Genomic DNA, 26,555 nt, shown 5'->3' with positions numbered 1-26,555 from the left:
CGTGCCGCGTGCAAGCGTCATCGCCTTTACGGCGATGGACAGGCCAAGCCCGCTGCCCGAGGTTGTGGCCGGGCCGCGTTAGAAACGGCGTAGCAGCCGATCGCGGTCGTCGGCGGCAACGCCGGGGCCGCGATCGCCCACGGTGATGACCAGGTGATCGAACGTGCGCACGACGGCGATATCGATCCGGCCGCCGTCGGCCGCATGGCGCACGGCATTCTCGATCACCGCCGAAAGAGCGATCAGGAGCGAGGCCGGATCGCACTGCCAGCGCACCACGTGATAGGGCAGCACCGTGAACTCGATACCGTCACAAGGCAGATTCACCACCGCTTCGGCCACGACATCGGCAACAAGCGCGTGGACGTCGATCGAGCGGGCGGAAACGGCCGTGGCGTTCAGGCGGGCCAGCGTCAGCATCCCGCCCACCAGATGGTTGGCCCGCGTCACGGTGGCCAGCAGCCGGCCGATCTCTTCCCCCGCCGATGCGGGTGCGGTCTTGCCCAGTAGCTGAGCTTGGGCGCGGATTGCCGCCAGCGGCGTGCGCAATTCGTGCGCGACATCGTCGGTAAAGGCCTGTTCCAGTTCGTAGGCCTGCTCCAGCCGCGCGAACAGCGTGTTGAGCGCGGTTATCAGCGGGCCCAGATCGCGCGACCAGTCCTGCGGATCGAGCGGCGTCAGATCGGCCAGCGTGCGTGCGCTGAGCGAGGAGGCCAGCCGCTCCACTTCGGAAAGGCTTTTGCGCAGGGTCAGCCAGAGCACGATCATCGCCGCGGTTATCAACAGCAGCACCGGCAGCGCCAGCTTGCGCATCACCGGGCCGACGGAGAGCTTCCGCATCGCATCGCGTTCGGCCACGACGACCAGCAGGCGGGGATCGCGGCCGGGCAGTCCATAGCTGCGCCAGCGATCGCCCACTGCCGCGAAATCGTGGAGGCCGGGCTGCCGTGGCACCAGGTCCACCGGCGCGCCCCAGCCGGACTGGGCGACGGGCTGCCCCTCCCAGAACACCGCGAACATGCACCAGTCGTAGGAGGCATGGAACGCGCGCTTTTCCTCGGAGGACAACAGGGGATCGCTGGCGCTTCCGGGCCCCGTGCCCAGACCTTTCCCGCGCGCGGCCAGCACGCCGGCGGTCAGTTCGTCCTGCATCATCATGTAGAGCAGGCGTGATGCGTTCGCGAGCTGCGCGTCGGAGGCCCGGCCGATTTCCCTGCTGGCCACCGAATAGAGCACTGCGCCCATGGCCAGGCCGGTCAACGCCAGCAGCACCAGCACGCGGCGATAGAGCCGGGTGGAAAGCGACGCGCGCCTCATTTGTCCGCCTTCATCCCCTCTGGCCCGCCCACCATGTAGCCAAGGCCGCGTGCGGTGCGGATGAAGTCGCGCCCGAACTTGCGCCGCAGCGCGGAGATCGCGACTTCAATCGTGTTCGATTCCACCCACTGGTCCTGATCGTAAAGCTCGCCTTCCAGATCGGCCTTGGACACGAACCGGCGCGCACGCCGCATCAGCAGGGCAAGTACGCGAAACTCCTTGGCGGTAAGCGGCACTTCTTCGCCGTCCAGACTGGCGACATGGCCAGCGAAGTCCAGCGTGACGCGTCCCACGCACATGCTGTCGTCATGGCGGCGATCGCGCCGGCGCAGCTGCGATCGGACGCGCGCCGCCAGTTCCTCCAGATCGACCGGCTTCACCACATAGTCGTCGGCCCCGGCGTCCAGCCCGGCAACGCGGTGCGCGGTGCGATCCAGCGCGGTGATGATGATGACCGGCGTTTCGTTGCGGCCCGAACGCAGCGCCCGCAGCGCCTCTATCCCCGACATGTGCGGCAGGCCCAGATCGAGAAGGATCACATCGTAACCGGCGGTGCCGACGGCGGCCAGCACATCGTCGCCGCGCACGACGAGATCGACGACATAGCCGTCAAGTTCCAGCGCCCGCTTCATCGCGGGGCCAAGATCGGCATCGTCTTCCGCGACCAGCAGGCGGGGCAAGATCGGCTCTCCGGGCCAGGTTGGGCGCCGCAGGAAGCGGCGTGAGATGCCGGATTACGCCAGCTTTCGGGCGACCGTCAAATGGCGAAAAAACATTTCCCGTCCATCAGCTTCGCATCAGCTTCGGGGCCTAGGCGTCGCCGCTCGACCCGAAATCATGAGCCCACGCCGTGGCGGCATCGCCATGGCCTGAGGGCAGGACCGGCCTACGAAAACATGACCCTTCACAAATCTCCGCGCGAGATCGCGACCCGTTCTTCGCTGGACAGCGCTTTCGATACCTCGTTCGCCAAGTCCTCCACTCGATCGCAGCCTGGCCGATCGCAGTCCGGTCGTTCGCAGTCCGGCCTGGCGCCTTGCGTGGCGTTGATCGGCTGCGACGGTTCGGGCAAATCGACTCTGGCGCGCGATCTGGTGATGCTGCTGGACCGGCAGGCACCTACGCGATCGATGTATCTGGGGCTGGGCACCGGTGACCTTGGCCGCAAGATCGGCGAAGTTCCGGTGATCGGACGATTGGTGGAAGGGTTTCTGACCGGAAAGGCCCGCAAGGCGCACGATGGCAAAACCCGTTCCGGCCCGGAAAAGCGCTTGCCCGGCCTGTTGACGGCGCTGGCGATGTTCGGTTTTTCGCTGGCGCGGCATCGCCGCTTTCGGCAGGTGATCGATTACCGCCGCCACGGCGTGCAAGTGGTGACGGATCGTTATCCCCAGGCCGAAGTGCCCGGCACCTTCGACGGCCCCGGCTTGTCGTGGATGCGCAAGGGTTCGGGCCTGGTGGAGCGGATCGCCCGGCGCGAACGCGCGCTGTACGAGGGAATGGCGGCCTATCGGCCGACCGTGGTGATCCGGCTGAATGTCGATGTCGATACCGCGCTTGGCCGCAAGGCCGATCACGAGCGGGCGATGCTGGAGCGCAAGCTTGCCGTCGTGCCCACGCTGGGTTTCGCCGGGGCGCAGATCGTCGACGTCGACGCGACGCGGCCCTATCACGAGGTGCTGGCAACGGTCCTTGCGGTGCTGCGGCGCCATGGTCTGCAGAGCTGATGAATTCCCCCCAATATGAAGAACATTGCGCGTAACGTCATGACCCTCCCCCCCCTTATCGCCGTCGTCGGTTGCGACGGTTCCGGCAAGTCCACCGTGACCGAGGCGCTCTGCGCCTGGATGAACGAGGATCGACCCACGCGGCTCTGCCATCTTGGCAAGCAGTCCGGCAATATCGGCCGTCGCATCGCGCGTCTGCCGTTGCTGGGCGGCAAGCTGGATAAATCGATTCACACGCGGGCGCGCAATGCCCAGACGGAGAAGGGGCCCGGCCTGCTGGCGGCGCTGGTGATCTACGTCTTCTCGATGCGCCGCGTGTTCCGGTTCAATCGCATGATGCGGCTGCGCCGCGCCGGGTCCGCCATCGTGGCAGACAGGTTTCCGCAAGTGAACCTGCCTGGCCCGATGGATGGCCTGGGCCTTGCTGCCGCGCGGCGTTCGGGCCTTGTCGGTCTGCTGGCGCGCAGCGAATTGCGCCACTATCGGGCCATGGCCGCCATGCGCCCCGATCTGGTACTGCGCCTGAACGTCTCGCTGGACGTGGCGATCGCGCGCAAGCCCGATCATCGCGAGTCCTCGCTGGCACGCAAGGTTGCCGATGTGCCGCGCCTGACCTTCGAAGGCGCGCCCATCGTGGAGATCGATGCCGAGCAGCCGCTGGATCAGGTGCTGGCACAGGCAAAGGCGGCCGTTGCCGCATGCCTTGGCGCCCTGCCTGCTACTCTGTCGTCCGCTCCGTCTGCCGCTCCGGCGCGAAAGGTGGCATGACGATGGCCGCCCGTTCCTTCACCGTGAGGCACTGGTTTGCGGACGGCGTGTTCCGCACGATCGTACGGAATGCCTCCTATCTGGGGTCCGGCAAGCTGGTGGCAGCCTTGCTGGGCCTCGTGGCGCTGGCCTGCGCCGGGCGCGGCATGACTCCGGCGCTGTTCGGCACCCTGGTGATCATCCATTCCTATGCCAATGGCGTGGGCGCACTGGTCAAGTTCCAGACCTGGCAGTTCATCGTCCGCTACGGCACTCCGGCGATGGGTCGTGGTGACTTCGACGAATTGCGCGATGTTACCGGCTTCGCCTTCGGGCTGGACCTTGCCAGCGGCCTTGTCGGGCTGGTGGGCGGCCTGGTGCTGCTGCCATTCCTGGCCGACTGGTTCGACATTCCGGAAGAGGACGTGCAGATTGCCATGTTCTACTGCCTGTTGATCCCGACCATGACGGCCGCCACCCCCACCGGCATCCTGCGCGTGCTGGACCGGTTCGACCAGCTGGCCTTGCAGCAACTGGTGACGCCGATCTTGCGCGCGATCGGCGGTGCGGTGTCCTACTTTGGAAATCTGGGCTTCGTCGGTTTCGTGGTGACCTGGTTCTTGGCCGATCTTGCGGGTGACTTGTGCCTGTGGGTGATGTCGGTGATCGAACTGCGCCGTCGCGGCATCCATGGCGCCCTGCGGCCGGGGCTGGTGGGGCCCGGGCGCCGGCTGCCGGCAGCGTGGGACTTCGTATGGACCACCAATGTCGCGCATTCGGTATGGGCGGCATGGGGGCCGGTGAGCAACCTGATCGTCGGCGCCATGCTGGGCCCCACCAGCGCGGGCCTGTTCAAGATCGCCGCCACCTTCTTCGATTCCGCCAGCAAGCCGGCCGATCTGATGTCGCGCAGCTTCTATCCGGAGATCATGCGGCTCGATCCCGCCAGCCGCCACCCCTGGCAGCTGGCGATCCGCAGCGCGTTCGTTTCGGGCGGGATGGGTCTGCTGATCCTGCTGGTGGTGATCGTGGGCGGTGAGCCGGTGATCGGGCTGGTCTTCGGCAAGCGCTACATGGAAGCTTACGATCTGCTCCAGCTGATGACCGCGTCGCTGATCGTGACCATGGCCAGTTTCCCGCTGGAATCGCTGCTCTACATGGCCGGGCGGCAGCGGTCTGCGCTGGTCGCAGAGGGGACTGCGGCGGCAGGGTATGCGTTGCTGCTGTTCGTGCTGATCCACCTGTTCGGCATTACCGGCGCAGGGCTTGCCTATGTTGCGGGCGTTTCGTTGAAGGCGCTGTTCATGCTGCTTCCCACGGTCAGCGCCTATCGTCACCGGCAGAACCTGGTCTCCGTCATGACGCCTGTGAAGGGAGCGCGTGCATGACGGCTCCGCTGCAGACTTTCCCGCCCGAGACGCTGGAGGCGATGTTCCAGGCGATCGAGATGGACGATGTCGTCGATCCCGAAGTCAGCCTGCCCGATCCGATCCCGGCGGTCAGCGACGAAGCGATGATGCGCAGTTGCCTTGCCCTGGCCACGCAGTTCTGGCGCGAAAATGTGGACCGGGGGCAGATGTGCAGCCTTGTCGACGCGCTGCTGTTGTCGGGAGACCTGCCGCACGATGCGCGCGTCCGCTACAAGCACATTCGCGCTGCCTACAAGCAGATGCGCTTTGCACTGGTGCTCTATGGCCGGACACACAAGGCGCCGCTGCTGTTTCGCCTGACGGTGGCGACCATGGGGCACCTGCAGGATGCCTTCCGCAATCGGCGGCGATGGGCGGTAACGGGCTATGCGCTGGCATTGCGCATCCTGCTTTCGCCACCGGTCTGGCTTGCGGTCCGGCGCGAGATCGGCAACGTCAAGCTGGACGACGCACGGGGTTTTCGCGACTTCCACTTGGCAGAGTTCGGGCGGCTGCGCGGATGGCTGGCGGGCGGATCGCCCACCGGACATCGTTTCCACATGATGCGCAAGGTGATCAGCCGGCAGGTCGCGTTCTACGATACGATGCGCACGCTTCAGCCCGACGAGCGGGTCTATCGCATGTCCCGTTTTCTAAGCGCGATCAATGGCTTGATGGGTAGCCTGCACGACGATCTGGTCGAACAGGTCGGCGCGGGACAGCGCGATTATCATGAAGACGACGTTCCGCTGCCGCACGATATCGCGCACCGGCTGGAGGCGCTGGTCGCGCACAATCCCTTCCCGGCGGTTTAGGGCGTACGCTCATAAATGGCGCGCGCGATCATTGAGGATGCCCGGCGGGCGCCCTCAGTGATCGCGCGAACCCTGTCGCAGGCCCGTTTCGACAGGCGGGAAGGGCATCTGCGGTTCGTAGAAGGCCATTTCGCGCGCCATCACCGCGGCCTGCGTGCGGTTGCGTGCGCCCATCTTCGTCAGGATCGACTTGACCGTGGCCTTGATCGCCGCCTCGCTGAGATTCAGGTCATAGGCGATGGTCTTGTTCTGCAGGCCGTTGCGCAGGCTGTCGAGAACCTCCCGCTCGCGCGCGTTGAAGTTGAAAGCGGCGAGGCTGGCGTTGTTGGGCGCGGTCCTGCTGGTGACGATCAGCATGTGCCCGACCAGATCGATGATTTCCGGTGGGGCCACCTTCTGGCCGACGGCGACCATCTGCATCATCGCGACCAACGCCTGGCAGGGCGAGTTGATCAGGAAATAGGCATGGGCGCCGGCCATGTAGAGCGCGGCCATCTCGGCAAAATCGAAGGTTTCCACCAGCACCACCACCCGCAGGCGCGGGCAGCGCTTCAACAGGCTGCCCAGCGTGGCCGCGCCGTCCACCTCGCAAAGCGATCGGTCGACGATCAGGATCGCGTTCTCATGCCGCGCCGCTGCGGCAGGAGAAAAGGCCGCCAGATTCTTCAGTCCCTCGATGCGGGGAAAGCCGGTATCGGATAGAATTCGGCAGAGCCCTTCGTGGGCCAGAGAGTTTTTTACGGCAACGAATATCGCGGTAGACATGATGGCATGGCCCTTCGTCATGGCGCAATTCGGGGGAGGGGAGCAGGCTGGCCTATCGGGTCTTGCCCTGGACCAGATGCAGGAACGGCCTGCCGTTCCGTGGGGATGAGCCGTCCGGATATTCGATCTTTCCGTCCGGTCGCAGAATGAAGAATTCGGTGGTGTCGATCGAACCGTTGATGGTGATCGGCCAGGTGGTGGAGATGGGGACATCGTCGCCCGCGATGCGGAAGGTGTCGATGCGCCAGGCTATCACCTGATCCATGCCGTCGGGGGCGGCATTGGTGGCGGAAGCATCCCTTGCGCCTTCGGCCCCATTCATGCTCGGCGAGACGTAGAAGCCTTCGCCGGCGGAAACGCACGTCGTCGAAATAAGCTCGTGGGTCATGCTGTCCCCAACCATCGGCGCGAAGCGCGCCTCGCCCGGCGATTCTATCGCTCTCCGGCTTACGGCGACCTTACAGGGACTTTGCGTTTGGCGGCGCGGAAGGGGTAGTGCCCGGTCCCGATTGGCGACGGCGCCTACCCATCCGGCGGGAGGCTAGAAGCGTCGCCGCCATTGCCACGATGGCGATGCCGAAGCCGAACAGCACGAGATGCCCTTCGTTGATCGACAGCATCTCACCCAGCGGGCCCGCCGCAAGATAGCCCGGGGCGAACATCAAAGGCACCCACAGCACGGCCGAGGCGACGTTGGCGATTTGGAAGGGCCGCTTCGGCATCGTCAGCACCCCGGCAACGAGCGGAACCGTCGCCCGGATCGGGCCAAGAAACCGCCCCATGAATACGGCGGCGAAACCGTACTTGCGAAAGAACAGTCGGGTGCGAGCAACCGCCGGCCGGTGCCGGTTGAGCGGCCAGCGGCGATAGACCTTGGGGCCGATTCTGCTGCCGAACAGATAGGAGATCCAGTCCCCCGCGATCGAACCGACCACGGCCCAGAAGAAGATCGGCCAGGCGTCCAGCGCGTCCGCTCCGATCAGGCCGCCGATCGCGAGCATGACGGCGGTGGCGGGAACGAACAGGCCGATGATCGCCAGCGATTCCCCCAGGCACAGCAGGCCGACGACCGGGCCGGCCCAGAATCCGTGGGAGGCGACGAACCGTCCGGCCTGTTCGATCAGGTCTCCCATCTCTGGTCAGGCCGCCACGGCAACCGCGCCGATCCGGCGGTCGACGGGCCGGCGCGGGGCGAGGCCCAGCGCGTCGAGGTAGCATTCCAGCACTTGGTGCGAGGCGCTGTCCCAGTCATAGGCCGCGCTGGCCGTGCGGGCATGGGCGCCCATGCCGTGGCGCGCTTCGGCATCCGTCACCAGCCGTCGCAGCGCGGCCAGCCCAGCTTCCCGATCGCCCACCGCATATAACAGCCCCGCGCCGCCTTCCAGCAGGTTGCGGCCGCTGGGCACGTCCACGCAGACCGTCGGCAAGCCGGCGGCCATCGCCTCCAGCGTTACATTGCCGAAAGCCTCGGTCTTGCTGGGGTTGAGAAACACGTCGGCACTGGCCACCGCCCGGCCAAGATCCGCGCCCATGAGATGGCCGGCAAACCGCGCCTGCGGCAGCTTGCGTGCCAGCCAGCCCCGCTCCGGCCCATCGCCCACTACGAGCGGACGCACCGGCAGCCCTTCGTCCAGCAGGCGGCGGCAGAGGTCTGCATAGTCGGCCAGACCCTTTTCGCGCACGAGGCGGCCGAAATGCAGCACGGCAACCTCGCCATCCGCAATGCCGATCGCGCGGCGCCAAGCCATGTTCCGGTTCCTGGGACTGAACTGTTGACGGTCCACACCCCGGCCCCAGAGGCGGGTGCGCGCCGCCAGTCCGGCTTCGGCGAATTCCTGTGCAATGCCGGGCGTCGGCACCAGGATGCGGTCGCTCCGGCGGTAGAAGCGGGAAAGGTGGCGTTCCATGGCGGGGCGCAGTAGCGCGGCGCCATAGAAGGCGGCGTAAGTTTCAAAGCGTGTGTGCAGGCTGGCGACCACCGGAATCCCCGCCTTGCGGGCGTGGCGCTGCACGGCAGTGCCGGTCCAGTCCGGCGCGGAGACATGGATCACGTCCGGCGCAAATTCTATCAGGTCCGCGCGAATGGCGCGCGGCAAACCCAGTCCCAGCCGGTAGTCGCCCCGTCCGGGGATCGAGATCGAGGGGACGGAAACCAGCGTACCCTCCGGCGCGAAGGCCGGGGTCGGCGATGTGGGCGAATAGACCCTGACGGCGCAACCCTGCCGCTCCAGGTAGTTCACCAGACGGTTCAGCGCCTGATTGGCGCCATCGCGAAGGTAATTGTAATTGCCCGAAAACAGCGCGATGCGGGGGCGTCGGCTGGAATGGCCGGTCAGAAGCCCATCGGGCCAGTTGTCAATTTTCGGTATCATTGTCCGGTGCACGTTCGGCGGCTGGTCGCGGCCGCCCGGCCCAGCTATCCGCTGTCACCTTACAGCGACCTTACAGAACCGATTGCTTGGGAAGACGCACCAGTTGCGCACGGAGCATATCCCCGCGATAGAAAGGGGATGAGGTTGCTGATCGTCGAGGACAATGCAGAGCTTGCGGAGCTGATCGGCCAGCATTTGGGCCAGGCCGGCTTTGCCAACGACATCGTTGCCACGGCCGGCGATGCACGCGCGATCGTGGCGGCCGGCGATCATGCGGCGATGCTGCTGGACCTGGGTCTGCCGGACGAGGATGGCATAGTGCTGCTGCGCGAATTGCGCGCCGCCGGGCATTTCCTGCCGATCATGGCGCTCACCGCCCGGTCTGCCATTGCCGACCGGGTGGCCGGGCTCAATGCCGGCGCCGACGACTATCTTTCCAAGCCCTTTGCTGCGGAGGAACTGATCGCCCGCGTTGCCGCGCTGCTGCGGCGCGCCACGGGCGAGCAGGGGGGAGAGATCGCCTGCGGCCGGCTGCGCTACGACGTCGCTTCGCAGACGCTGCGCGTGGCGGATGCAACGATCGTGCTGGCTCCGCGTGAGGTTCAACTGCTGGACCTGCTGGTGCGCCATCGGGACAAGGTGGTGCGCAAGACCCAGATCGAATCCGCCTTTTTCGGCCTGGGCGACGAATTCTCCTCCAACGCTGCCGAGGTTACCGTGCATCGGCTGCGCAAGCGGTTGATGGCGCTGGATGCGGGGGCGGAGATCGTCACCGTGCGCGGGCTGGGGTACCTCATGCGCGCCGCGCCGGACGCGTGATGCACACGCCATCGGTCCTGCGGCGGATATTGGTCCTGCATGCCGCGGCGACGCTGATCACGGCCATTGCTGCCGCCGTGGGGGCATGGCTGCTGATCGACAGCACGGGCGATCACCTGCAACGGCAGATTCTGGACGAATATGCCGACAAGATGCAGGCGGGGCTGGAGCGCAACGCCCGGGGCTGGTCGATATCCGAAGCGGCCGCCGCCGGCCTGCGTGGCGGGGGCAGCAGCTTCAGTTTCTGGGTGGAGGATCGCGGCCACCGCATCGCCATCGAGAATCTGAAGTCCGACCCGTCGCTGACCGTGCCGACGCGCCGGGCGACAACCTATTTCCGGCGGGTTCGCGGTTCCAAGATCTATTCCGGCGTCAGCGTGCCGATGGTGCGTGAGCCGGGGAGCTGGATCGTCATCGTTCAGAACCTGGATCATCCGGACGTGATCTTCGACGATCTTCGCACCCAGATCATCATGGTGGGCGGTGGGCTGCTGGCGATTTTCCTGATCGGCCTGCTGACGGTGGATACCTATATCATCCGCCAGTCGCTGGCGCCGGTGAAGCGCGCTTCCCGCGAAGTGGAGCAGGTATCGCCGAACCAGTTGCAGCAACGCGTCAGCACCGAGGGGATGCCCGAAGAGGTGCTGCCGTTGCTGCGGGCGTTCAACGGCGCGCTCGACCGGGTGGAGGATGCGTACCGGATCGAGCGCGAATTCGCGGCCGATGCCGCGCACGAATTGCGCACTCCGCTGGCGATCCTGCGGCTGCTGGTGGAGGGATCCCCTGGCGGATATGCCGGCAAGGGGGCGCCCGTCGCGTCGGACGTTCAGACGCGAATGCTGCGGCAGATCGATGTGGTGGAAGCTATCGTCGAGCGGCTGCTGCTGGTTGCCGAAGTCGATGCGATGGCCTGCGATCCGGATGATGTGGTCGAACTGCGTGGCGTGGTGGAGGATCGCGTTGCCGCGATCGTGCCGCTGCTGATCGCGAAGGGCCACGGGGTGGAGATTGTCGGATCCGAACACGTCTTGGCCTGCGCGTCGGAGCATGTGGTGGGCCGGGCGCTGGATTCGCTGCTGGAAAATGCGGCGCGGCACACGCCGGAGGGTACCGGCATTACGGTGAGGGTCGGCCCTGGCGCCGAAGTGCAGGTGGCCGATACGGGGCCGGGCCTGAACCTGTCGGAAGCCCAGCTGTTCGGGCGTTTCGAGGCGGTTCGTCGCGATTTGTCGCGCAGTTCCGGGCTCGGTCTGGCGATTGCCAGCGAGCTGATGCGCAAGGTTGGCGGGCAGTTGGAAACTCGCGCGAACGAACCTGAAGGCACGGTGTTCACGCTGCGGTTCCGCCCGGCGTGAAGAAGTGCGGGGCGCCCGACGGACGCCCCGCATCGTTCTTACCAGGTGAAGCTGACAGTGCCCTGCACGGTGCGGCGGTTGCCGTACCAGCACCAGGAATAGGCGGCGTAGCAACTGGTCAGGTACTTCTTGTCGAAGATGTTCGTGGCGTTGAGGCCCAGCGTCACCCCGGCAAGATCGGGGCTCACCTTCGCAAGGTTGTAGCGGATCAGCCCGTCGAACACGGTGTAGGACGGCGTGTAGATCGTCGTCGTGCCGTCAAGACTGCCGGCATAGACCTTGTCGACGTGACGGACGCCGCCGCCGATCGACAGGCCCGAGAACGAGCCATCCTGCGGTTCCCACGCAAGGTTGGCCGAAATGCCGCCCTTGCCCACGGTTGCAAGGCCCTTGCCGACGTTGGCGGGGTTCACATCGTCCAGTACCTTCACGTTCTGGCGGCTGAAGGCGGCGCGGAACTTGAAATCGTAGGGCAGCGAACCGCTCGCTTCGAACTCGACGCCGCGCGAACGCACTTCGCCCGACTGGAAGGCCGCGAACGACAGCGGGTTGTAGACCACGACATTGGTCTGGTTGATCTGGAACCAGGCGCCGGTCAGCAGGATATCGGTGCCCGGGATCGCGTACTTGGCACCGGCCTCGATCTGCTTGCCGAGCGAGGGCTTGGCCAGACCGCCGCTTTCCAGCACGGCCGACTGCGGTTCGAACGAGGTGGAGTAGGTCACATAGGGCGAAAGGCCCAGGCTGGTCCGGTAAAGAGCCGCCGCGCGCCAGGTGAACTTCTTGTTGTGCTGGACCTGGCCGGCCTGCTCCAGCCGCGCCCAGTCCTGACGGCCGCTGAGCGTCACGTCCAGCGCGCCGACCGTGATCTGGTCCTGCAGGTAGATGCCCTGCTGGCGCTGGCGGGTTTCGACATAGTCCGGCGTTACGAACGTGGTCGGATCATAGTTGAAGTCCGCATCGTAGCCCGGAACCACGTAGGGGTTCGCCGGCGTCGGCATCGATCCGTAGACGGGCGCATAGCCGTTGATCGTCGTGGCCGAGCCGAAGGCGGACAGTTCGTCCGAATGGGCGACCTGACGGTCCACGCCCACCAGCACGCTGTGGCGCAGCGGGCCGGTTTCGAACTTGCCGGTCAGCTGGTTGTCGAACACCCAGCTGTTGAGGTGTTCGTTCGTCGCATAGGATGCGCGGTTGAAGTCGGTGGTGCTGCCATCGACCAGCGTGCCCGAGGTATAGACGATGCCCAGCTTGCTCTTCACGTACTGGTAACGGCCGGAAGAACGGAACGCCCAGTCCGAATTGAATTCGTGGCGGAAGATGTAGGTGCCCGCGGCCTGCTCGCGCTTGAAGAAGTCACCCGGCTCACCGCCGTAGAAGCTGGTGGGCAGTTTGCCGTTGGGATTGTCGAACAGCGTGCCGCTGGCGGGGAACACGCCATAGTTGCCGTTGAACGGATCGTGCGAATAGGCGCCCAGCACGGTGAAGGTGGTGGAGCTGCCGGCGCCGAAGGTCACTGCGCCGGAAACCGTCTCGCGGCGGCGCTTGCCGATGGTTTGCTGCGTGTCGGCACCGTTGACGCTGCCGTAAAGGCGCCAGAGCACGGTTTCACCGACCTTGCCGCCCACATCCCCATCGAACCGGTAATTGTTGTAGTTGCCGTAGGATCCCGAAACCGCGCCGTAGAAATCGCGGTCGATCGGCAGCTTGCTCTGTTCGTTGACGAAACCGCCCGGGCTTGACGAGCCGTAGAGTGCGGAGGCTGGACCCTTCACGATCTCGATACGATCCAGGCGCGACATGTCGATCTGCGGGTTGGCATAGCCGGTGGCGCTGTTGAACAGCTTCAGGCCATCGAGGTAGGTCGCCACGTCGAAGCCGCGCAGCTTGAACTGGTCGTAGACTTCGGCCGAGGCGCCGCGGGTTTCCGGCGTCACGCCGGCCACGAAGCGCAGCGCCTGGTTCAGGTTCTGGATGCCAAGGTCCGCGATGGTCGAGGAATCGATGACCGAGATCGACTGCGGCGTGTCGACGATGGGCGTGTCGCTCTTGGTGCCCGACAGGGCGACCGAGGCGGGACGGTCGCCGGTGACGATGATGTCATCGACTTCGGCCGCCGCAGCCTGCGCGGATGCGGGGAGGATGGAAATCGCCATCATGCCTGTTGCCGCGCCTGCAAGGAGGCGGCTGCGGACCGTCGTTTGAATCATTGGAAGCCTTTCGGAACTGAGTCGCGGCGGCTGGTAGTGCTAATGCGACTGCTTCGCAAGATCAGCCAAGGGCGCGGCACGAGATTGCCGGTGGGCCGAGGCAAAATGGACACAGGGCAAAGCCGGGATATGGACGGCGCAGCAGGATGCGCGCGCGATTCCACCACCGGCAGGCAGTGCGAATCGCGTTTCGGGGGCTTGGATCTGGCGGAACGGGCGGCCTGCGCCGGGTACGCTCGCGCGGGTCAGTGCTGCCCTTCGAGCTGCCGGGCTCCGGCCGGTTCGGCAACCGAATGTCCGCTGATCTCGGCCCCGGCATGGGGCGCAAAACGCAGGTTCCACAGCGTTGCCGAAAGCGAGATCGCGGTCACGATCCAGAACGCGGTCGAGAAATCGCCCAGAGCGGGCGTCTCATGCCCGTGGGCCAGCATGGAAAGGTGCAGCGCCATGGCGGCCACGCAGATACCCAGCGAGAGCATCAGCTGCTGGAAAGTCGAATAGAACGCCGTCGCGCTGCTCATCTGGCGCTTGTCGATGCCGTCATAGGCGATCGTGTTGTAGGCGGTGAACTGGAACGACATGAAGAAGCCGGCCAGTGCCAGTGTGGTAAAGATTGCCCAGGTCGGCCATTCCGGGCTGAACAGGCCGCAGACCGCATAGCCGGCCGTCGCCACCACGCCGTTGACGATCAGCGCCTGCCGGAATCCGAAGCGGCGCAGGATGCGCGGGGCGAAGCTTTTCATCGCCAGCGAGCCGATCGCGGTGGCCACGGTGATGGTGCCGCTGCGCGCTGCCGAATAGCCGAAGCCCACTTGCATCATCAGCGGCAGCAGGAACGGCTGCGCGCCTTGGGTGATGCGCGTGACCGAGCCGGCGATCACCGAAAGGCGGAAGGTATCATCCTTCAGCAGGGCAAGATCCAGGATCGCGCCTTCGTGCCGCCTGGCGTGGAAGATGTAGCCGATTCCGGCGATGACGCCGACCGCGATCAGCGCGGCTGCGAACGCGGCCTGCCCCGGCCGGCTGACCATCTCGAAGCCGAACAACAGGCAGCCCAGCGCGATGCCGCTGAGGACGAAACCGACCACATCGAAACGATGGGCGTGATCTTCGCGGACGTTGGCGATGAAGCGGCCGGTCAGCCACAGGCCCAGCAGGCCCATCGGCAGGTTGATGTAGAAGATCCACCGCCAGTCGAGATAAGTCACGATCAGGCCGCCCAGCGGCGGGCCGACTATCGGACCGATCAGCGCCGGCACCAGCAGCCACGACATCGCGCTGACCATGTCCTGCTTGGCGACGGAACGCAGCAGCACCAGTCGGCCGACCGGGATCATCATGGCGCCGCCGATCCCCTGCACGAAGCGGGACAGCACGATCAGTTCCAGCGATCCCGACTGGCCGCAGGCAAGGCTGCCCAGCATGAACAGGCCGATCGCGGTGCGGAATACCGTGCGCGAACCGAAGCGGTCCGCCAGGGCGCCCGACGCGGGAATGAAGATCGCCAGCGCCAGCAGGTAGGAGGTGAGCGCCACGCTCATGTCTTGCGGGCGTACGCCGAAATCGCGCGCCATCGTCGGCAGCGCGGTGGCCAGCACCGTCGCGTCGACGAATTCCATGAACAGGGCGGAGGCGATGATCAGCGCGATCAGGCGGTAGTTGGACGTTGCCGGGGACGTGTCCGTTTGCGGCGTCATGGCGATGGCGCCGGCGGCGGGCACGATGCCGTCGCGCACTTCGGCGTTGACCGAGGCGATACCGCGCCGGCGCGGCCTCAGCATGGGATGGAAACCCGGCGAATCGGATTGGAACGCAACATCACTGCATGCCCCATAGACCCATCGCAGGCTTCGGAAGCGATCGAACTATGCATCAGGTGTTTCGTTTAGGCGAACTGTCGGGCCGGGCTTGTGTCAAAACATTGCCGGGATGGCCTGCCAGATTGACGCATCCCGCCTGCAATGAGAGGGCCTTGCAGAAGATGCCGCCGCCGTGAGATGCACAAGAAACCGCGGTATCGGTCGAGAGAGGTGCCCTTGCCCCGTTTCCGCCCCTGGCGCCTGCCGGCGCAGGCCGCGATCCTGCTTTTGCTGATCGGTCTGGTTCAACTGGCCGGCAGCCTGCTGTTCTATCAGTCCATCGATCGCCAGACCTTGCGAGAGGACCATGCGCGGCGGATTGCCGAACTGCTGGTGGTAAGCGAACGTATTCATGCCATCGATCCGCGGCAGGTGGTGGAGGTGATGTCCACCCGCCATCTCGAAGCGGAAGTCGCCCTGCGTCCACGCGTGACCCATGCCACGACGGCCCGCCCGCTGGGCTCCATCGCGAAGGAAGTGGTGCGCTGGGAGCCGGGGCTGGCGGGGCGTGAGCTTCATCTGGCCTATTCGGGCGGACCTGCCGGGCGGCGCGATCTTGTCGGGTCGATGCGGCTGGCGGATGGGTCGTGGCTGAATTTCCGGTCGAGCGACATCGGCTCCATGTGGCCGGTGGCAACCCGCGCCATGGTACTGACCCTGCTGACGGCGCTGGCCTGCCTTGCGGTGGGACTGGCCGCGCTGGGCTTTCTGACGCGCCCGCTGCGCAGGCTGACCCGCGCTGCGGATGCCATCGGCCATGGCCAGCGGGTGGAGATCGACGAACAGGGGTCGGCGGACTTGCGCGATCTGGCCCATGCCATGAACGTGATGCAGGAGCGGATCGCCCGGCTGGTGGAGGATCAGGCCCGATCCTTCGAGGCGATCAGCCACGACTTGCGCACCCCACTGTCGCGCCAGCGGGTCGCCGCCGATCTGGTGGAAGATCGCGAGCTGGCGGAGATCATGGGCGCCAGCATCGACGAGATGGAGGGGCTGATCGGATCGTTGCAAGGCTATCTGCGGGCCCAGCACATCGCCAGCGATCCCTCCCGCGCGGACTTGCGCGCGCTGGTGGACGCCGTCGCCGCGCAGCATGGCGATCGCGTGCAGGTAACCGGCCCCGGCCACGCTGTTGTCGAGACTTACGTCGAACCAGTGCGCCTGGCACTGGGCGCTTTGGTCGATAATGCCGTGCGGTTCGGCGGCGCGGCGCAAGTCACGATCGCCCACGCGCCGGAAGGGTGGACCGTCGCGGTCGCCGACCCGGGCATCGGCATTCCGCCGCGCCACTTCGCCGATGTGCTGACGCCGTTTTTCCGTGTGGACGAGGCGCGCAGTCGCGATGTGCCCGGTTTCGGGCTGGGTATCCCCACAGCGCACCGCCTGATGATGCGGTTCGGCGGCGAACTTTCGTTCGAGGCAAGGCCACAGGGCGGGTTCGTGGCGCGGATCCGGGTGCCGGAGGCTGCTGAAGGCTGAGACCTGCGATCGCCTAGCGACGCGGATCGACCACCGTGCGCACCGGCGCCGCCGGGCCGGACATCGCGGCCATGGCATCGGCAACGCCGTCCACGCCGATCCGCTCGGCCAGCCATAGCGATACGTCGATCCGGCCATCGGCAATGGCCCGCATGGCAAGGTCCATGTCCTGCGGCTCCTCGCCGCCGGCGAACTGCACGTTCAGCCGCTTGTTCTGCGCGGCGAAGACGAACAGCGCCTCTTCTTCCATGCAGTACCCGCCCATGACGATGCGCCCGTCGAACGGTGCATCGGCGATGATGCGCGCCAACATGCCTTTCTGGCCGACATTCTCGTAGACCAGATTGGCCCGGCGACCGTTCAGGCCCGGCAGCGGGCCATAGGGGCTGGTCTCGCGCGGATCGACGGCAATGTCCGCGCCCATGGCGAGGGCGATTTCCCGCCGGCCGGCGTGGAAATCGGCGGCGACGATGGGCCCGATCCCGGCCATCCGCAGCCCGGCGATCACGCCAAGGCCGATGGCGCCGCAGCCCAGCACCAGCGGCACATCGCCGGCTTCCGGCCGGCCACGCCGCGCGTGCTCCAGGCCGACGGCCAGCGGCTCGATCATGGCGGCGCGATCATCGTCCAGCCCGTCGCTCACCTCGATCAGCATGGCTTCGTCCAGCAACATCAGTTCGCCGAAGCCGCCGGGGCATTCATGGCTGAAGCCGATCACCGAATGCCCCCCGCCGGCCCGCATGATCGGCACCGACGTGACGCGCCGGCCGGTGCGAATGGTTCGCTGGCTGCCGGGGCCGTAGTCCAGAACCTCCCCCACGTATTCGTGTCCGGGCACGAAGGGGCGGGCAAAGTCCAGCGCGGCATAAGGGCCGCCGAAACGGCGCGACAGGTCGATCACGTTCTGCCCGGCATGGAGGAAATGGGCTTCGGACGCGCACATGCCGCAGCTGTGCGTGCGCACCAGCGCCTGCCCCTTGCCCGGCACCGGCGCTGCCACATCGCCTACGCGGACCTGACCGTTCTCGATAAAGGCGGCTCTCATCGCAGGTCCTCCCGCAGGAGGGCGGCGTAGGACGGATCGCTCCGATCCCGTGCGCCCTGGTTGCGGTGTTCCATCGGTGTGACGACGCGCATTTCTTCATGATCGAACACGACCGTTCGGTGGACCAGGCCCCAGCGCCCCGCGCGCCGTTCCCAGCGATCGCAATAGCGGCCCCAGACGGCGATATGCAGCACATCCTCTCCACGCCGCGCCCGCATCGTGCCGTTGACGTAAGCCTCACTGCCTGCCCGGTCCCCATCGATCGCGACCAGCACATTGGCCACCTGATGCGAATGGCTGAGCAGGCGCGCATGATCGGCGCAGATCCGGTCTATCACGCCCTTGCCGGGGCCCTGATAGAAATCCGCGCCATAATCGGCATGGCCATCGTCATGCCAGATCGAATGGCCCAGCGGGACATCAATCCTGTCTACCGCGCGACAATAGCGATGAATGAGGTCGCGGATCGCGTCCTTGTCGGCCAGTTCATGCAGGATCGCGTCGCTCTCCATGCTCACGCCTCCTGTCCGGCCATGGCGGCGGCGATCTGCAGGATGCGGGCGCGGCGCGTTGCAGCCGACGCGCCGGCGTACCCGCCTTCATCATCCGCAAGGCCCCAGTTGCAGATCGGTCCGTGCGGCAGCCGGGCCAGCCCCAGCGCGGCGACATCATCGGCAGAGGCGCAATCGGTGGGGAAGGGGCGTCCCATCCGCTCCATCAGTTCGCGGTGCGCAGGCGTGTCAGTGCGGCCCAGAATCAGGTTCAGCACGTCCACCCCGAACGGCTTCAGTTCGGCCCAGAGCCCCTCTCCGAACACCAGATCGAAAGCCTTGCTGCCCGCGTAGGCGCTGATCCCTGGCAGTCCGCCATAGCAGGCACCTGATCCTACCAGCATGATGCCGCCGCGCCCGCGAGCGCGCATGGGGCCGGCAAAGCGATGGCAGGCGCGCATCGTGGTCATGACATTGCGCGCGATCAGCGTTTCCCAATCCGCCAGCGCGCCGTCCAGAAACGATGCGCCGTTGGGATCGGCCCCGGCGTTCAGGATCAGCAGGCCCACGTCGCGCTCTCCGGCCAGTGCGATCATGCGATCGGCCGCGTCGGCCTGCGACAGATCGATGGAGCCGGTGACGCAGGCGACGCCATGATTGCGCCTCAGTTCGTCGGCCAGATCGCGCAGCGGCGCTTCGCGTCGGGCGATCAGGATCAGGTCGAAGCCTTCCGCCGCCAACCGGCGTGCGAAGGCGGCGCCAGTGCCCTCCGATGCCCCGGCGACCAGCGCCCAGGGGCCATAGCGTTCCCGCATGTTCATCATTTTCTCTCCCGCCCGTCCGGCCTTTCATGTGCCGGATCGTTGCCGTTCGCCGGGAGGATATCGAAGCACCGAGCCATGCTGCCACTTCAATATACGGCAGACTGCCATCTCAGAATGAGATAGCAAGGCTGGCATGGAGATCAGACGCCTGCGCTACTTCCTGCGGATTGCGGAGGACGGGTCGCTCACCCGATCCTCCGGAATGCTGCGGATCGCCCAATCGGCGCTGACCCGCCAGATGCGCCTGCTGGAAGAGGATCTGGGCGTCAAACTCTTCGTCCGCACATCGCGCGGGATGACCCTGACCGAGGATGGAGAGCAGCTTCGCGCCGCCGTGGCCGCGCCGCTACGCGAGTTGGAACTGGCGCTGGATACGATCCGGCGGCCCGGGCAAGGTACGCGCCCCACGGTGGTGATCGGGCTGCCGCCGGGGCTGGCGGACCTGCTGGGGTTGCCGCTGGCGCTGGGGCTGGAACGGCGCGTGCCCGATATCGCCGTGCGCATGGTGGAGGGGCCGACGGGCAGTCTGGTCGATTGGCTCAACCGCGGGGTGATCGATCTGGCGTTGCTGGAAGATACCGCGCGCGACGGTCGGATCGAGGAGCGCCTGCTGCATCAGGAGCCGCTGCGGTTGATCGGTCCACGGGATGCCGCGCTGCAGGTGCCCGTCCGTTTCGAGGATGCGGCGCGGTTGCCGCTGATCGTGCCGTCGCACCATCTGGGCATCGGTGGCGCGATAGAGGATGCCGCGGCCGCGCACGGGCTTGCGCCCAACGTCCAGATGCACGTCGACGCGGCACGGTTGGCACAGGATCTGGTGGCCAGCGGCGCGGGCTATGCGATCCTGCCACGCAGTTATTGCGCCAAGGGAATCGGGGAGGGCCGCTTTGCAGGATGGGATCTGGCCGATCCCGAACCCGCAATCGGCTTCTACATGGCATTCCGGCGCCACCGCCGGGCGCGGAAGGGTGATTTCGACAGGTTGCAGCAGGCGGTGATCGTCATTGCCGCATCGCAGTGGGTGCGAGATGATGGGAACATCAATGCCGAGGCGGGCGGGAGATCGCGAAAGTCATAACAAGATGGCATGGCAGAGTGCGACAGGGACGCTTCAATCGCCTCTCGCCCAAACCGATATCGAGATGGAACATCGAAGGAGGTCGTCATGTCGAACGCCATTGCCACCGTATCCCTGCGCGGCACGCTGGAAGAAAAGCTGAAAGCCGCGGCGGACGCGGGGTTCGACAGTGTCGAGATTTTCGAGAACGACCTGATCGGATCGGTTTTGCGCCCCGCTGAAGCGCGCGCGCTGATGGACGATCTGGGCATCGCTTGCTCGCTCTACCAACCCTTCCGCGATTTCGAAGGGATGCCGGGCGACATGCGCCGCCGCGTCATGGATCGGGCGGAGCGCAAGTTCGACCTGATGGGAGAACTCGGAACCGACCGCATTCTCGTCTGCTCCAACTGTTCCCCCCATTCGCTGGGTGACCGCCAGCGCATCGTCGACGATTTTCGTGAACTGGGGGAGCGGGCGGCGAAGCGCGGCATCCTCGTCGGCTACGAGGCGCTGGCATGGGGCCGCCATGTCAACGATCACCGCGATGTCTGGTCGATCGTGCAGGAAGTCGATCACCCGGCCATCGGCATCATCCTCGACAGCTTTCATTCGCTTTCGCGCCACATTCCCAACGAAAGCATCCGCGAGATTGCCGGAGACAAGATCGTCTACGTGCAACTGGCCGATGCACCACTTTTGGACATGGACCTGCTGTATTGGAGCCGCCACTTCCGCAACCTGCCGGGGCAAGGCGGACTGGATCTTCCCGGCTACGTCGCCGAAATCCTGCGAACGGGCTATGACGGCCCACTTTCGCTGGAGATCTTCAACGATCGCTTCCGCTCCACCTCGTCGCGATTGGTGGCGCAGGACGGGCATCGTTCGCTGGAATATGTGCGCGATGCGGCGCAGCGGCTGCTGGGCGCGGAGACGACGATGCCCGCCCCGCAGATTCCGCTTGGCGCCGAATTCGTGGAATTCACCGCTGCCGCAGAAGATGTCGGACGGCTGGGCGAGACCTTCGCTACACTGGGCTTCGCCGAAGTCGGCCGCCATCGCACCAAGAAGGTTTCCCGGTGGCGGCAGGGGCAGGTCAACCTTGTGATCAATGCCGAGCCGAAGGGCTTCGCCCGGTCCTATCGCATTGTCCACGGCACTGCGATCTGCGCGATCGGTGTGCGGGTGAAGGACGCGCAGGCGGTGATGGCGCGCGCGGCCGCGCTGGGAATCCGTGCCTACAGCCCCGAAGGACGGCCGGGCCGGATGGCGATGCCGGCGCTGCGCGGCGTGGGCGGAAGCCTGGTCTATCTGGTGGAGGATGACGGGGCGGAGGCGCTCTGGGCGCGGGAATTCGCGGCCTTGCCCACCGATCCGGAGCGGCAGGATGCCGGAATCTACGGCATCGATCATCTCGCCGCCGTGGTCCACAATGACGAGTTCCTGTCCTGGCAACTCTACTGGCGCGCGCTGTTCGGTCTTGAAGGGCGCGATGCGAACGATGTGATCGATCCATCCGGGCTGGTTCACAGCCAGGCGCTGCAATCGCCGGGTGGGGGAGCGTTCCGCCTGACGCTCAATGCATCGGATGCGCGCGAAACGCTGTCCTCCCGTTTTCTTGCGCAAGGGCTGGGCGGCGGCTTCCAGCATGTGGCGCTGACGTGTGAGGATGTCATGGCCACCGCCGCCGCAGTGCGCGCGCGCGGTGCAGCGATGCTGGACATTCCCGCCAACTATTACGACGATCTGGAAGCCCGTTTCGGCTTCGAAGACGAAGCTTGCGCTGCCATGGAAACAGCCGGCGTGCTTTATGACGAGGACGGAGCCGGCAATCCCTATCGCCAGCTCTACAGTCGCGCGTTCGACAAGCTGTTCTTCTTCGAATTCGTGGAGCGGGGCGGGGCCTATGCCGGCTATGGTGCGCCGAATGCGGGGATCAGGCTGGCCGCGCAGAACCGCTTTCGCGAGCCGGAGAAAGTTGCGGAGTAAGGACAGGGAGGCCGGGAGAGCGTCGCTCTCCCGACCCACGTTACTTCAAAGCCCCGCAACCGGGGCATTGACGGTCAGGCCTTACCGCTTGCCGCGAAGTCCGCCAGCATCCGGGCGCTGTCTGGTTCGTGCCCGGTGAACAACGCAAAGGCATGTGCGGCCTGCATCACGGCCATGCCGCCGCCGTTCAGCGTGGCGCAGCCGACGGCCTTGGCAGCCAGCAGCAGTTCGGTTTCGAGCGGGAAATAGATAACGTCCGAAACCCACATCCGGCTGGCGAGTAAGGCCGGATCGAATGGCAGGCCCGGATGGCTCAGCATCCCGATCGGAGACGCCTGGACAACGCCATCGGCATCGGTGATGGCCTCTGCCGGGGTTTCCGCCGCGACGACTTGCGCGTTGGGGAACAGCGCACCCAGGCGCTTGGCCAGTGCCTCTGCACGGTCGCGCGCGGGATCGTGGATAGCCAGGTGGGTCGCGCCAAGATCCAGGTGGGCATAACCCACGGCCGACGCCGCGCCGCCTGCGCCGATCATCGCGACTTTGCCACGCGGCAGCACGCCCAACCCGGCCAGGAAGTGCGCGCGGTAGCCCGACCAGTCGGCATTGTCGCCGAAGGTGCGGCCATTGCGGAACAGTACGGTGTTGACCGCGCCCAGCTGCGCGGCGGCATCGGAAAGCTCATCCAGCAGCGGCACGACGGCCTGCTTGAACGGATGGGTCACGTTGACGCCGTCAAACCCCAGCGAGCCCAGCATGGTGAGGAACTGGCCCAGATCCCCGGCTGCGAAGCCCACTCTCTCGCTATCGAGGATGCGGTAGACCAGCGGCAGGCCCAGCGCGCGGGCTTCGCGCTCGTGCATTTCGGGGCTGCGCGATCCGCCGATGCCGGAGCCGACAAGGCCGCAGAGAATGGTCGCATGGGCGGGGCCTGCGACAGCGACGGCAGACTGCAACATGGTGTGGGTCCTTGGGGGAAGGGGGCGTTCAGCCCTTGGAGGGAAGCTTGATGAAGGTCACGCAGAGCCCTGCGAGCACTGCCGGCACCGCGAAGATCGCGAAGATCAACGACAACGGCACCTTGTGGGCCAGCAGCACGCCGCCCAGCATCGGGCCGATGACGGCGCCGATGCGGCCGACGCCCATCGCCCAGCCCAGTCCGGTGCTGCGCACGGCGGGCGGGTAGAAGCTGGTGGCCAGCGGATAACAACCGTTGAAACCGCCTTGAATGAAGGCGCCGATCAGGAAGGCGACCAGCAGCGTGGCCGCGATCGGCATCGCAATCGCTCCGAACACGATCAGCGCGGCGGCGGCGAAGACCATGTAGACCAGGATCAGGCGGCGCAGGTCCACGTGAGTGGCGATCAGCCCCAGAGAGGTGATGCCGACGAAGGCGCCGATGTTGTAGACCGCACCGGCATAGATCGCCTGGGTGGCGGGCAGCCCGGCCTCGACCGCCAGCTTGGGGATCCAGCTGATGACGAAGTAAAGCGTCATGAAGCCGAAAATGGTGGCCATCCACAGCAGGATGGTGCCGGCGCGCCGACCCTCGCCCAGGACGCCGCGCAGGCCGACGTCGCCACGTTCTGCCACGCGACGTTCGGGCAGTGCCTCCAGCGGGGCGCGGCCGATCGAGGTCAGCAGGCGGTTGACGCGCGGCAGCGCATTGTGCGGCTGGCGCGAGAGCAGAAAATCGATGGATTCGGGCAGCATCACCCAGACCAGCGGGAGAGAGATCGTGCACAGGATCGCCGCGCCCAGAAGCATCGCCTGCCAGCCGTGAATATCGATCTGGTGGGCGACGATGAAGCCGGTCAGCGTCGCGCCCACCGGATAGCCTGCCTGCAGGAAGCCGACCGCGAAAGTGCGGTGCTTGGCCGGGGCATATTCGGCAGTAAGCGCGGCCATCGTGGCCAGCACGGTACCGATGCCAATGCCCACCAGAAAGCGCGAGGCGACCAGTTCGGTGATGCTGGTGGCAAGGGCGGACCCGAACATCGCCGTCGCCATCATCACCAGCGAGGCGATGATCAGCTTGCGACGGCCGAAGCGGTCCGCCATCGGCGCGACCAGCAATCCGCCAGCGGCCATGCCGGCAAGGCTGGAACTGAACACCACGCCCAGGCTTTCCGGGCTGACCTTCCAGTCCGCCGAAAGGGCCGGCGCGATGTAGGAAAGGATCAGCACGTCCATGCCGTCCAGCATGTTCAGCACGAAGCAGATCGCCACGACAAGGATCTGCCGCGCGCTCCAGCCCTCGGCGTCCGCCGCGGCGGGTTTGCCGCTGACGGTCACATAGGGGCGCACGGAAACCGATCCGGCTGCGGAATATGTCGCCATGGTCTTGCCTCTTCCCATGTTCGGCGGCGCTTGGCTGCGCCGGACTCGCTGCCCGCCGCGATCTTGCGCGTCACGGGCATGGGAAGGGTGTTGCAATGGGGCAGGCATTGCCAGTGGCCATGGCGACGTCTTTCATAACGTTATGTTATGCGATCGGCGATCGAACAGCGATTCCGGGGCCTTGGCGGCAACCGGCATTCGCATGTCCTTTCTGACACTACCCCGCCGGAGTTTCCAGATGGCGCGACGTTTGCCCGAACCATAGCGTGGCGGCCTGGAAGGCGCCGTCGATGTCCGCGCCGTCGCTGGCCCAGGCGACGAAGCCGTCCGGCCGCACGAGCATGGCGCTCAGCCCCAGCCGGTCTTCGGCATCGGCGGAGAGATAGTCGATGCCCGTTCCGAACCGGGCGGCCAGCGCACGCAGGGCCGCATTGGCACCGAAATCGAGCAGGAGCCCGCACCCGTCGCGCAAATGCTCATTCACGCGACTGCCGTCCTGCAGCCGGAAATCGGGTGCGCTCAAGCCGACGAGTGGATGATCGCCGCCCAGATCGTAGCGCAGCCCCGCGCCGCCGAAGCGATCCGCGAAATAGGTCGCGCCGTCCGGCGTATCGATCAGATCGCGAATAATCGCTTCAAGTGCGCGGGAGGCGGCGGCCGGCCGCATCAGCGCCACTTGCGCGCGCGACCAGTCCAGCACACGCGCGCCCACCAGATGGCGTTCGCGCTCATAGCTGTCGAGCAGATCGGGCGGGGCTTTGCCCCGGATCGTCGCGGCCAGTTTCCAGCCGAGGTTCATCGCATCGCCAAGCCCCAGGTTCAGGCCCTGACCGCCCAATGGCGAGTGGATATGCGCGGCATCGCCTGCCAGCAGCACGCGCCCCTGGCGATAGGCGGTCGCCTGAAAGGCGCGATCGGTCCAGGTGGCGGCGAGTGTCAGGGCATTCACGGTAACGTCGGTGCCGGTGACCCGTCGCAACACCGTTTCGACATGCGCGCGGGTGATCGGGGCTGCGCGGTGACAGGCGCCACCATCGAAATCGACCATGCCGAAGATCCCCGGCCGCGCGTATGTGTACATGCCGGTGGAGGTATAATGGCGGCCGGGGTTGAGCCGGTCCGGATCGGCCAGTTCGGCCTGTACCGAGTAGCCGGTGAATTCGGGGTCGGTGCCGGTAAACCCGATGCCCGCCGCCTTGCGCACGGCGCTGCGCGCGCCGTCGGACCCGACAAGCCAGCCGCACCGGAACCGGGCCGCCCCGGCGTGGACGACGATGTCGTCGACGCTCTGCTCGAAGTCCTCGACGCTGCAATCGTGCCGGATTTCAACGCCCATGGTGTTCGCGCGGGCGGTCAGCACGGCTTCCACGCCGGCCATGTCGGCGGTGATGGTGTCGATGGCCCCGGACAGGCGATAGGGCCAGTGCCCGGTATCGATCCGGTCGCGAAAGAACTGGATGCCGGCGAAGTGGCCAGCGGGTCTGCGTTCCTGCCGCAGCCAGTGCGCGGCGGCGGGTTCGTCCCGGCCGACCATGCGCGTTTTCAGCGCATCCAGCATGTCCCGCCGGTCAAAGGCATCGATACTTGGGATCGAGAGGCCGCGCAGGCCAAACGGCACATGCTTCAACGGCGAACTGGCATCTGCGGCGCGTTCCAGCACCAGGACGGAGCAGCCGCGCAAGCGCAGTTCGGTGGCGAGGAACAGGCCAACAGGGCCGGCGCCTGCAATGATAACGTCATGATAAGTCGGGGGCATAGGGTACTCCTGCGTCGATATTCGACCGGAGCGTTCCCCATGCAGGAAACCACCGCGGGCGAACTATGGCGCGCGCAGGTGCGCACGCGTCATTCGCCGTGGGGGTCTTGTGCACGAAGCCAAAGACCAGAGCTTTCGTTACCGAAAGGACTTGGGCTGACCAGACCAAATCTGCCTTT

General features: G+C 66.1%; 23 protein-coding genes. 9 read left to right on the top strand and 14 right to left on the bottom strand.

All coding sequences use genetic code 11. The features are described from left to right. Positions 1 to 78: 78 nt before the first annotated feature. Both WBP06_RS23730 and WBP06_RS23725 read right to left on the bottom strand, forming a co-directional pair. Positions 79 to 1,317 carry a sensor histidine kinase gene (locus WBP06_RS23730; RefSeq protein ID WP_395334564.1) on the bottom strand — a complete coding sequence of 413 codons (1,239 nt, stop codon included), beginning with the start codon at positions 1,315 to 1,317 and terminating at the stop codon, positions 79 to 81. After that, entirely contained in the window at positions 1,314 to 1,997 is a 684-nt protein-coding gene (locus tag WBP06_RS23725; RefSeq protein ID WP_395334562.1) for a response regulator transcription factor, read from the bottom strand. The genes WBP06_RS23730 and WBP06_RS23725 overlap by 4 nt, the downstream gene beginning before the upstream one ends. A gap of 216 nt (positions 1,998 to 2,213) precedes the next feature. Between WBP06_RS23725 and WBP06_RS23720 the strand changes: the two genes are divergently transcribed. Genes WBP06_RS23720 through WBP06_RS23705 form a run of 4 tightly spaced genes read left to right on the top strand, consistent with a single transcriptional unit; the run spans position 2,214 to position 6,015 of the window. Beyond that, positions 2,214 to 3,044, top strand: a complete 831-nt coding sequence (locus tag WBP06_RS23720; protein WP_395334560.1) for a hypothetical protein — start codon at positions 2,214 to 2,216, stop codon at positions 3,042 to 3,044. A 39-nt stretch (positions 3,045 to 3,083) separates the two neighbouring features. After that, a complete protein-coding gene (locus WBP06_RS23715; protein ID WP_395334557.1) occupies positions 3,084 to 3,812 on the top strand; it encodes a nucleoside triphosphate hydrolase in 729 nt (242 codons plus the stop codon). After that, positions 3,809 to 5,179 (top strand): lipopolysaccharide biosynthesis protein, encoded by a 1,371-nt coding sequence (locus WBP06_RS23710; RefSeq protein ID WP_395334555.1) that lies wholly within the window; start codon positions 3,809 to 3,811, stop codon positions 5,177 to 5,179. The genes WBP06_RS23715 and WBP06_RS23710 overlap by 4 nt, the downstream gene beginning before the upstream one ends. Then, positions 5,176 to 6,015, top strand: a complete 840-nt coding sequence (locus WBP06_RS23705; protein WP_395334553.1) for a hypothetical protein — start codon at positions 5,176 to 5,178, stop codon at positions 6,013 to 6,015. The genes WBP06_RS23710 and WBP06_RS23705 overlap by 4 nt, the downstream gene beginning before the upstream one ends. A 54-nt stretch (positions 6,016 to 6,069) precedes the next feature. On the opposite strand, the gene WBP06_RS23700 is transcribed toward WBP06_RS23705, so the two are convergent. From WBP06_RS23700 to WBP06_RS23685, 4 genes are all read right to left on the bottom strand, one after another. Next, positions 6,070 to 6,780, bottom strand: a complete 711-nt coding sequence (locus tag WBP06_RS23700; protein WP_395334551.1) for a LuxR C-terminal-related transcriptional regulator — start codon at positions 6,778 to 6,780, stop codon at positions 6,070 to 6,072. 52 nt (positions 6,781 to 6,832) lie between these two features. Next, the gene (locus tag WBP06_RS23695; protein WP_395334549.1) at positions 6,833 to 7,168 is read right to left on the bottom strand and encodes a hypothetical protein; all 336 of its coding nucleotides are present in this window, start codon (positions 7,166 to 7,168) and stop codon (positions 6,833 to 6,835) included. 70 nt (positions 7,169 to 7,238) lie between these two features. Beyond that, a complete protein-coding gene (locus WBP06_RS23690; RefSeq protein ID WP_395334547.1) occupies positions 7,239 to 7,913 on the bottom strand; it encodes a DedA family protein in 675 nt (224 codons plus the stop codon). 6 nt (positions 7,914 to 7,919) lie between these two features. Further along, positions 7,920 to 9,152 carry a glycosyltransferase family 4 protein gene (locus tag WBP06_RS23685; RefSeq protein WP_395334545.1) on the bottom strand — a complete coding sequence of 411 codons (1,233 nt, stop codon included), beginning with the start codon at positions 9,150 to 9,152 and terminating at the stop codon, positions 7,920 to 7,922. A 138-nt stretch (positions 9,153 to 9,290) separates the two neighbouring features. Here WBP06_RS23685 and WBP06_RS23680 point away from each other — a divergent pair, with 138 nt between their 5' ends. Next, entirely contained in the window at positions 9,291 to 9,971 is a 681-nt protein-coding gene (locus WBP06_RS23680) for a response regulator (RefSeq protein ID WP_395334542.1), read from the top strand. Beyond that, complete coding sequence (locus WBP06_RS23675; protein ID WP_395334540.1) at positions 9,971 to 11,326, top strand: sensor histidine kinase; 1,356 nt, start codon at positions 9,971 to 9,973, stop codon at positions 11,324 to 11,326. The genes WBP06_RS23680 and WBP06_RS23675 overlap by 1 nt, the downstream gene beginning before the upstream one ends. A 38-nt stretch (positions 11,327 to 11,364) precedes the next feature. On the opposite strand, the gene WBP06_RS23670 is transcribed toward WBP06_RS23675, so the two are convergent. Together WBP06_RS23670 and WBP06_RS23665 are read right to left on the bottom strand one after the other, a co-directional pair. After that, positions 11,365 to 13,485 (bottom strand): TonB-dependent siderophore receptor, encoded by a 2,121-nt coding sequence (locus tag WBP06_RS23670; protein WP_395334538.1) that lies wholly within the window; start codon positions 13,483 to 13,485, stop codon positions 11,365 to 11,367. 296 nt (positions 13,486 to 13,781) lie between these two features. Next, the gene (locus WBP06_RS23665; protein ID WP_395334536.1) at positions 13,782 to 15,317 is read right to left on the bottom strand and encodes a DHA2 family efflux MFS transporter permease subunit; all 1,536 of its coding nucleotides are present in this window, start codon (positions 15,315 to 15,317) and stop codon (positions 13,782 to 13,784) included. Between the two features lie 249 nt (positions 15,318 to 15,566). Between WBP06_RS23665 and WBP06_RS23660 the strand changes: the two genes are divergently transcribed. After that, on the top strand, positions 15,567 to 16,874 hold the full coding sequence (locus WBP06_RS23660) for an ATP-binding protein (protein ID WP_395334534.1): 1,308 nt from the start codon (positions 15,567 to 15,569) through the stop codon (positions 16,872 to 16,874). A gap of 13 nt (positions 16,875 to 16,887) precedes the next feature. On the opposite strand, the gene WBP06_RS23655 is transcribed toward WBP06_RS23660, so the two are convergent. From WBP06_RS23655 to WBP06_RS23645, 3 genes are read right to left on the bottom strand one after another with little or no spacing between them, the layout of a single operon-like run. Then, positions 16,888 to 17,919 (bottom strand): zinc-binding dehydrogenase, encoded by a 1,032-nt coding sequence (locus tag WBP06_RS23655; protein WP_395334532.1) that lies wholly within the window; start codon positions 17,917 to 17,919, stop codon positions 16,888 to 16,890. Then, positions 17,916 to 18,431: a nuclear transport factor 2 family protein gene (locus tag WBP06_RS23650; RefSeq protein WP_395334530.1), complete on the bottom strand. Its 516-nt coding sequence runs from the start codon at positions 18,429 to 18,431 to the stop codon at positions 17,916 to 17,918. Before WBP06_RS23650 ends, WBP06_RS23655 begins: the two co-directional genes overlap by 4 nt. Positions 18,432 to 18,433: 2 nt before the next feature. Continuing rightward, entirely contained in the window at positions 18,434 to 19,234 is an 801-nt protein-coding gene (locus WBP06_RS23645) for an SDR family NAD(P)-dependent oxidoreductase (protein ID WP_395334528.1), read from the bottom strand. 133 nt (positions 19,235 to 19,367) lie between these two features. Here WBP06_RS23645 and WBP06_RS23640 point away from each other — a divergent pair, with 133 nt between their 5' ends. Next, positions 19,368 to 20,312 (top strand): LysR family transcriptional regulator, encoded by a 945-nt coding sequence (locus tag WBP06_RS23640; protein ID WP_395334526.1) that lies wholly within the window; start codon positions 19,368 to 19,370, stop codon positions 20,310 to 20,312. Positions 20,313 to 20,399: 87 nt separating this feature from the next. Beyond that, complete coding sequence (locus tag WBP06_RS23635; protein ID WP_395334524.1) at positions 20,400 to 22,280, top strand: bifunctional sugar phosphate isomerase/epimerase/4-hydroxyphenylpyruvate dioxygenase family protein; 1,881 nt, start codon at positions 20,400 to 20,402, stop codon at positions 22,278 to 22,280. A 74-nt stretch (positions 22,281 to 22,354) separates the two neighbouring features. Here WBP06_RS23635 and WBP06_RS23630 read toward each other — a convergent pair whose 3' ends face one another. From WBP06_RS23630 to WBP06_RS23620, 3 genes are all read right to left on the bottom strand, one after another. Continuing rightward, positions 22,355 to 23,239: a shikimate dehydrogenase gene (locus tag WBP06_RS23630; RefSeq protein WP_395334522.1), complete on the bottom strand. Its 885-nt coding sequence runs from the start codon at positions 23,237 to 23,239 to the stop codon at positions 22,355 to 22,357. Positions 23,240 to 23,267: 28 nt separating this feature from the next. Then, complete coding sequence (locus WBP06_RS23625) at positions 23,268 to 24,620, bottom strand: MFS transporter (protein ID WP_395334520.1); 1,353 nt, start codon at positions 24,618 to 24,620, stop codon at positions 23,268 to 23,270. 217 nt (positions 24,621 to 24,837) lie between these two features. Further along, positions 24,838 to 26,376, bottom strand: coding sequence for an FAD-dependent monooxygenase (locus tag WBP06_RS23620; protein ID WP_395334518.1), 1,539 nt, complete (start codon positions 26,374 to 26,376; stop codon positions 24,838 to 24,840). Positions 26,377 to 26,555 lie beyond the last annotated feature (179 nt).

This window comes from Novosphingobium mississippiense, assembly GCF_044029535.1.
In the GTDB taxonomy this organism is placed as follows: domain Bacteria; phylum Pseudomonadota; class Alphaproteobacteria; order Sphingomonadales; family Sphingomonadaceae; genus Novosphingobium.
Note: the sequence above shows the minus strand (reverse complement) of the source record. Positions and strands in the feature narration are given on the sequence as shown.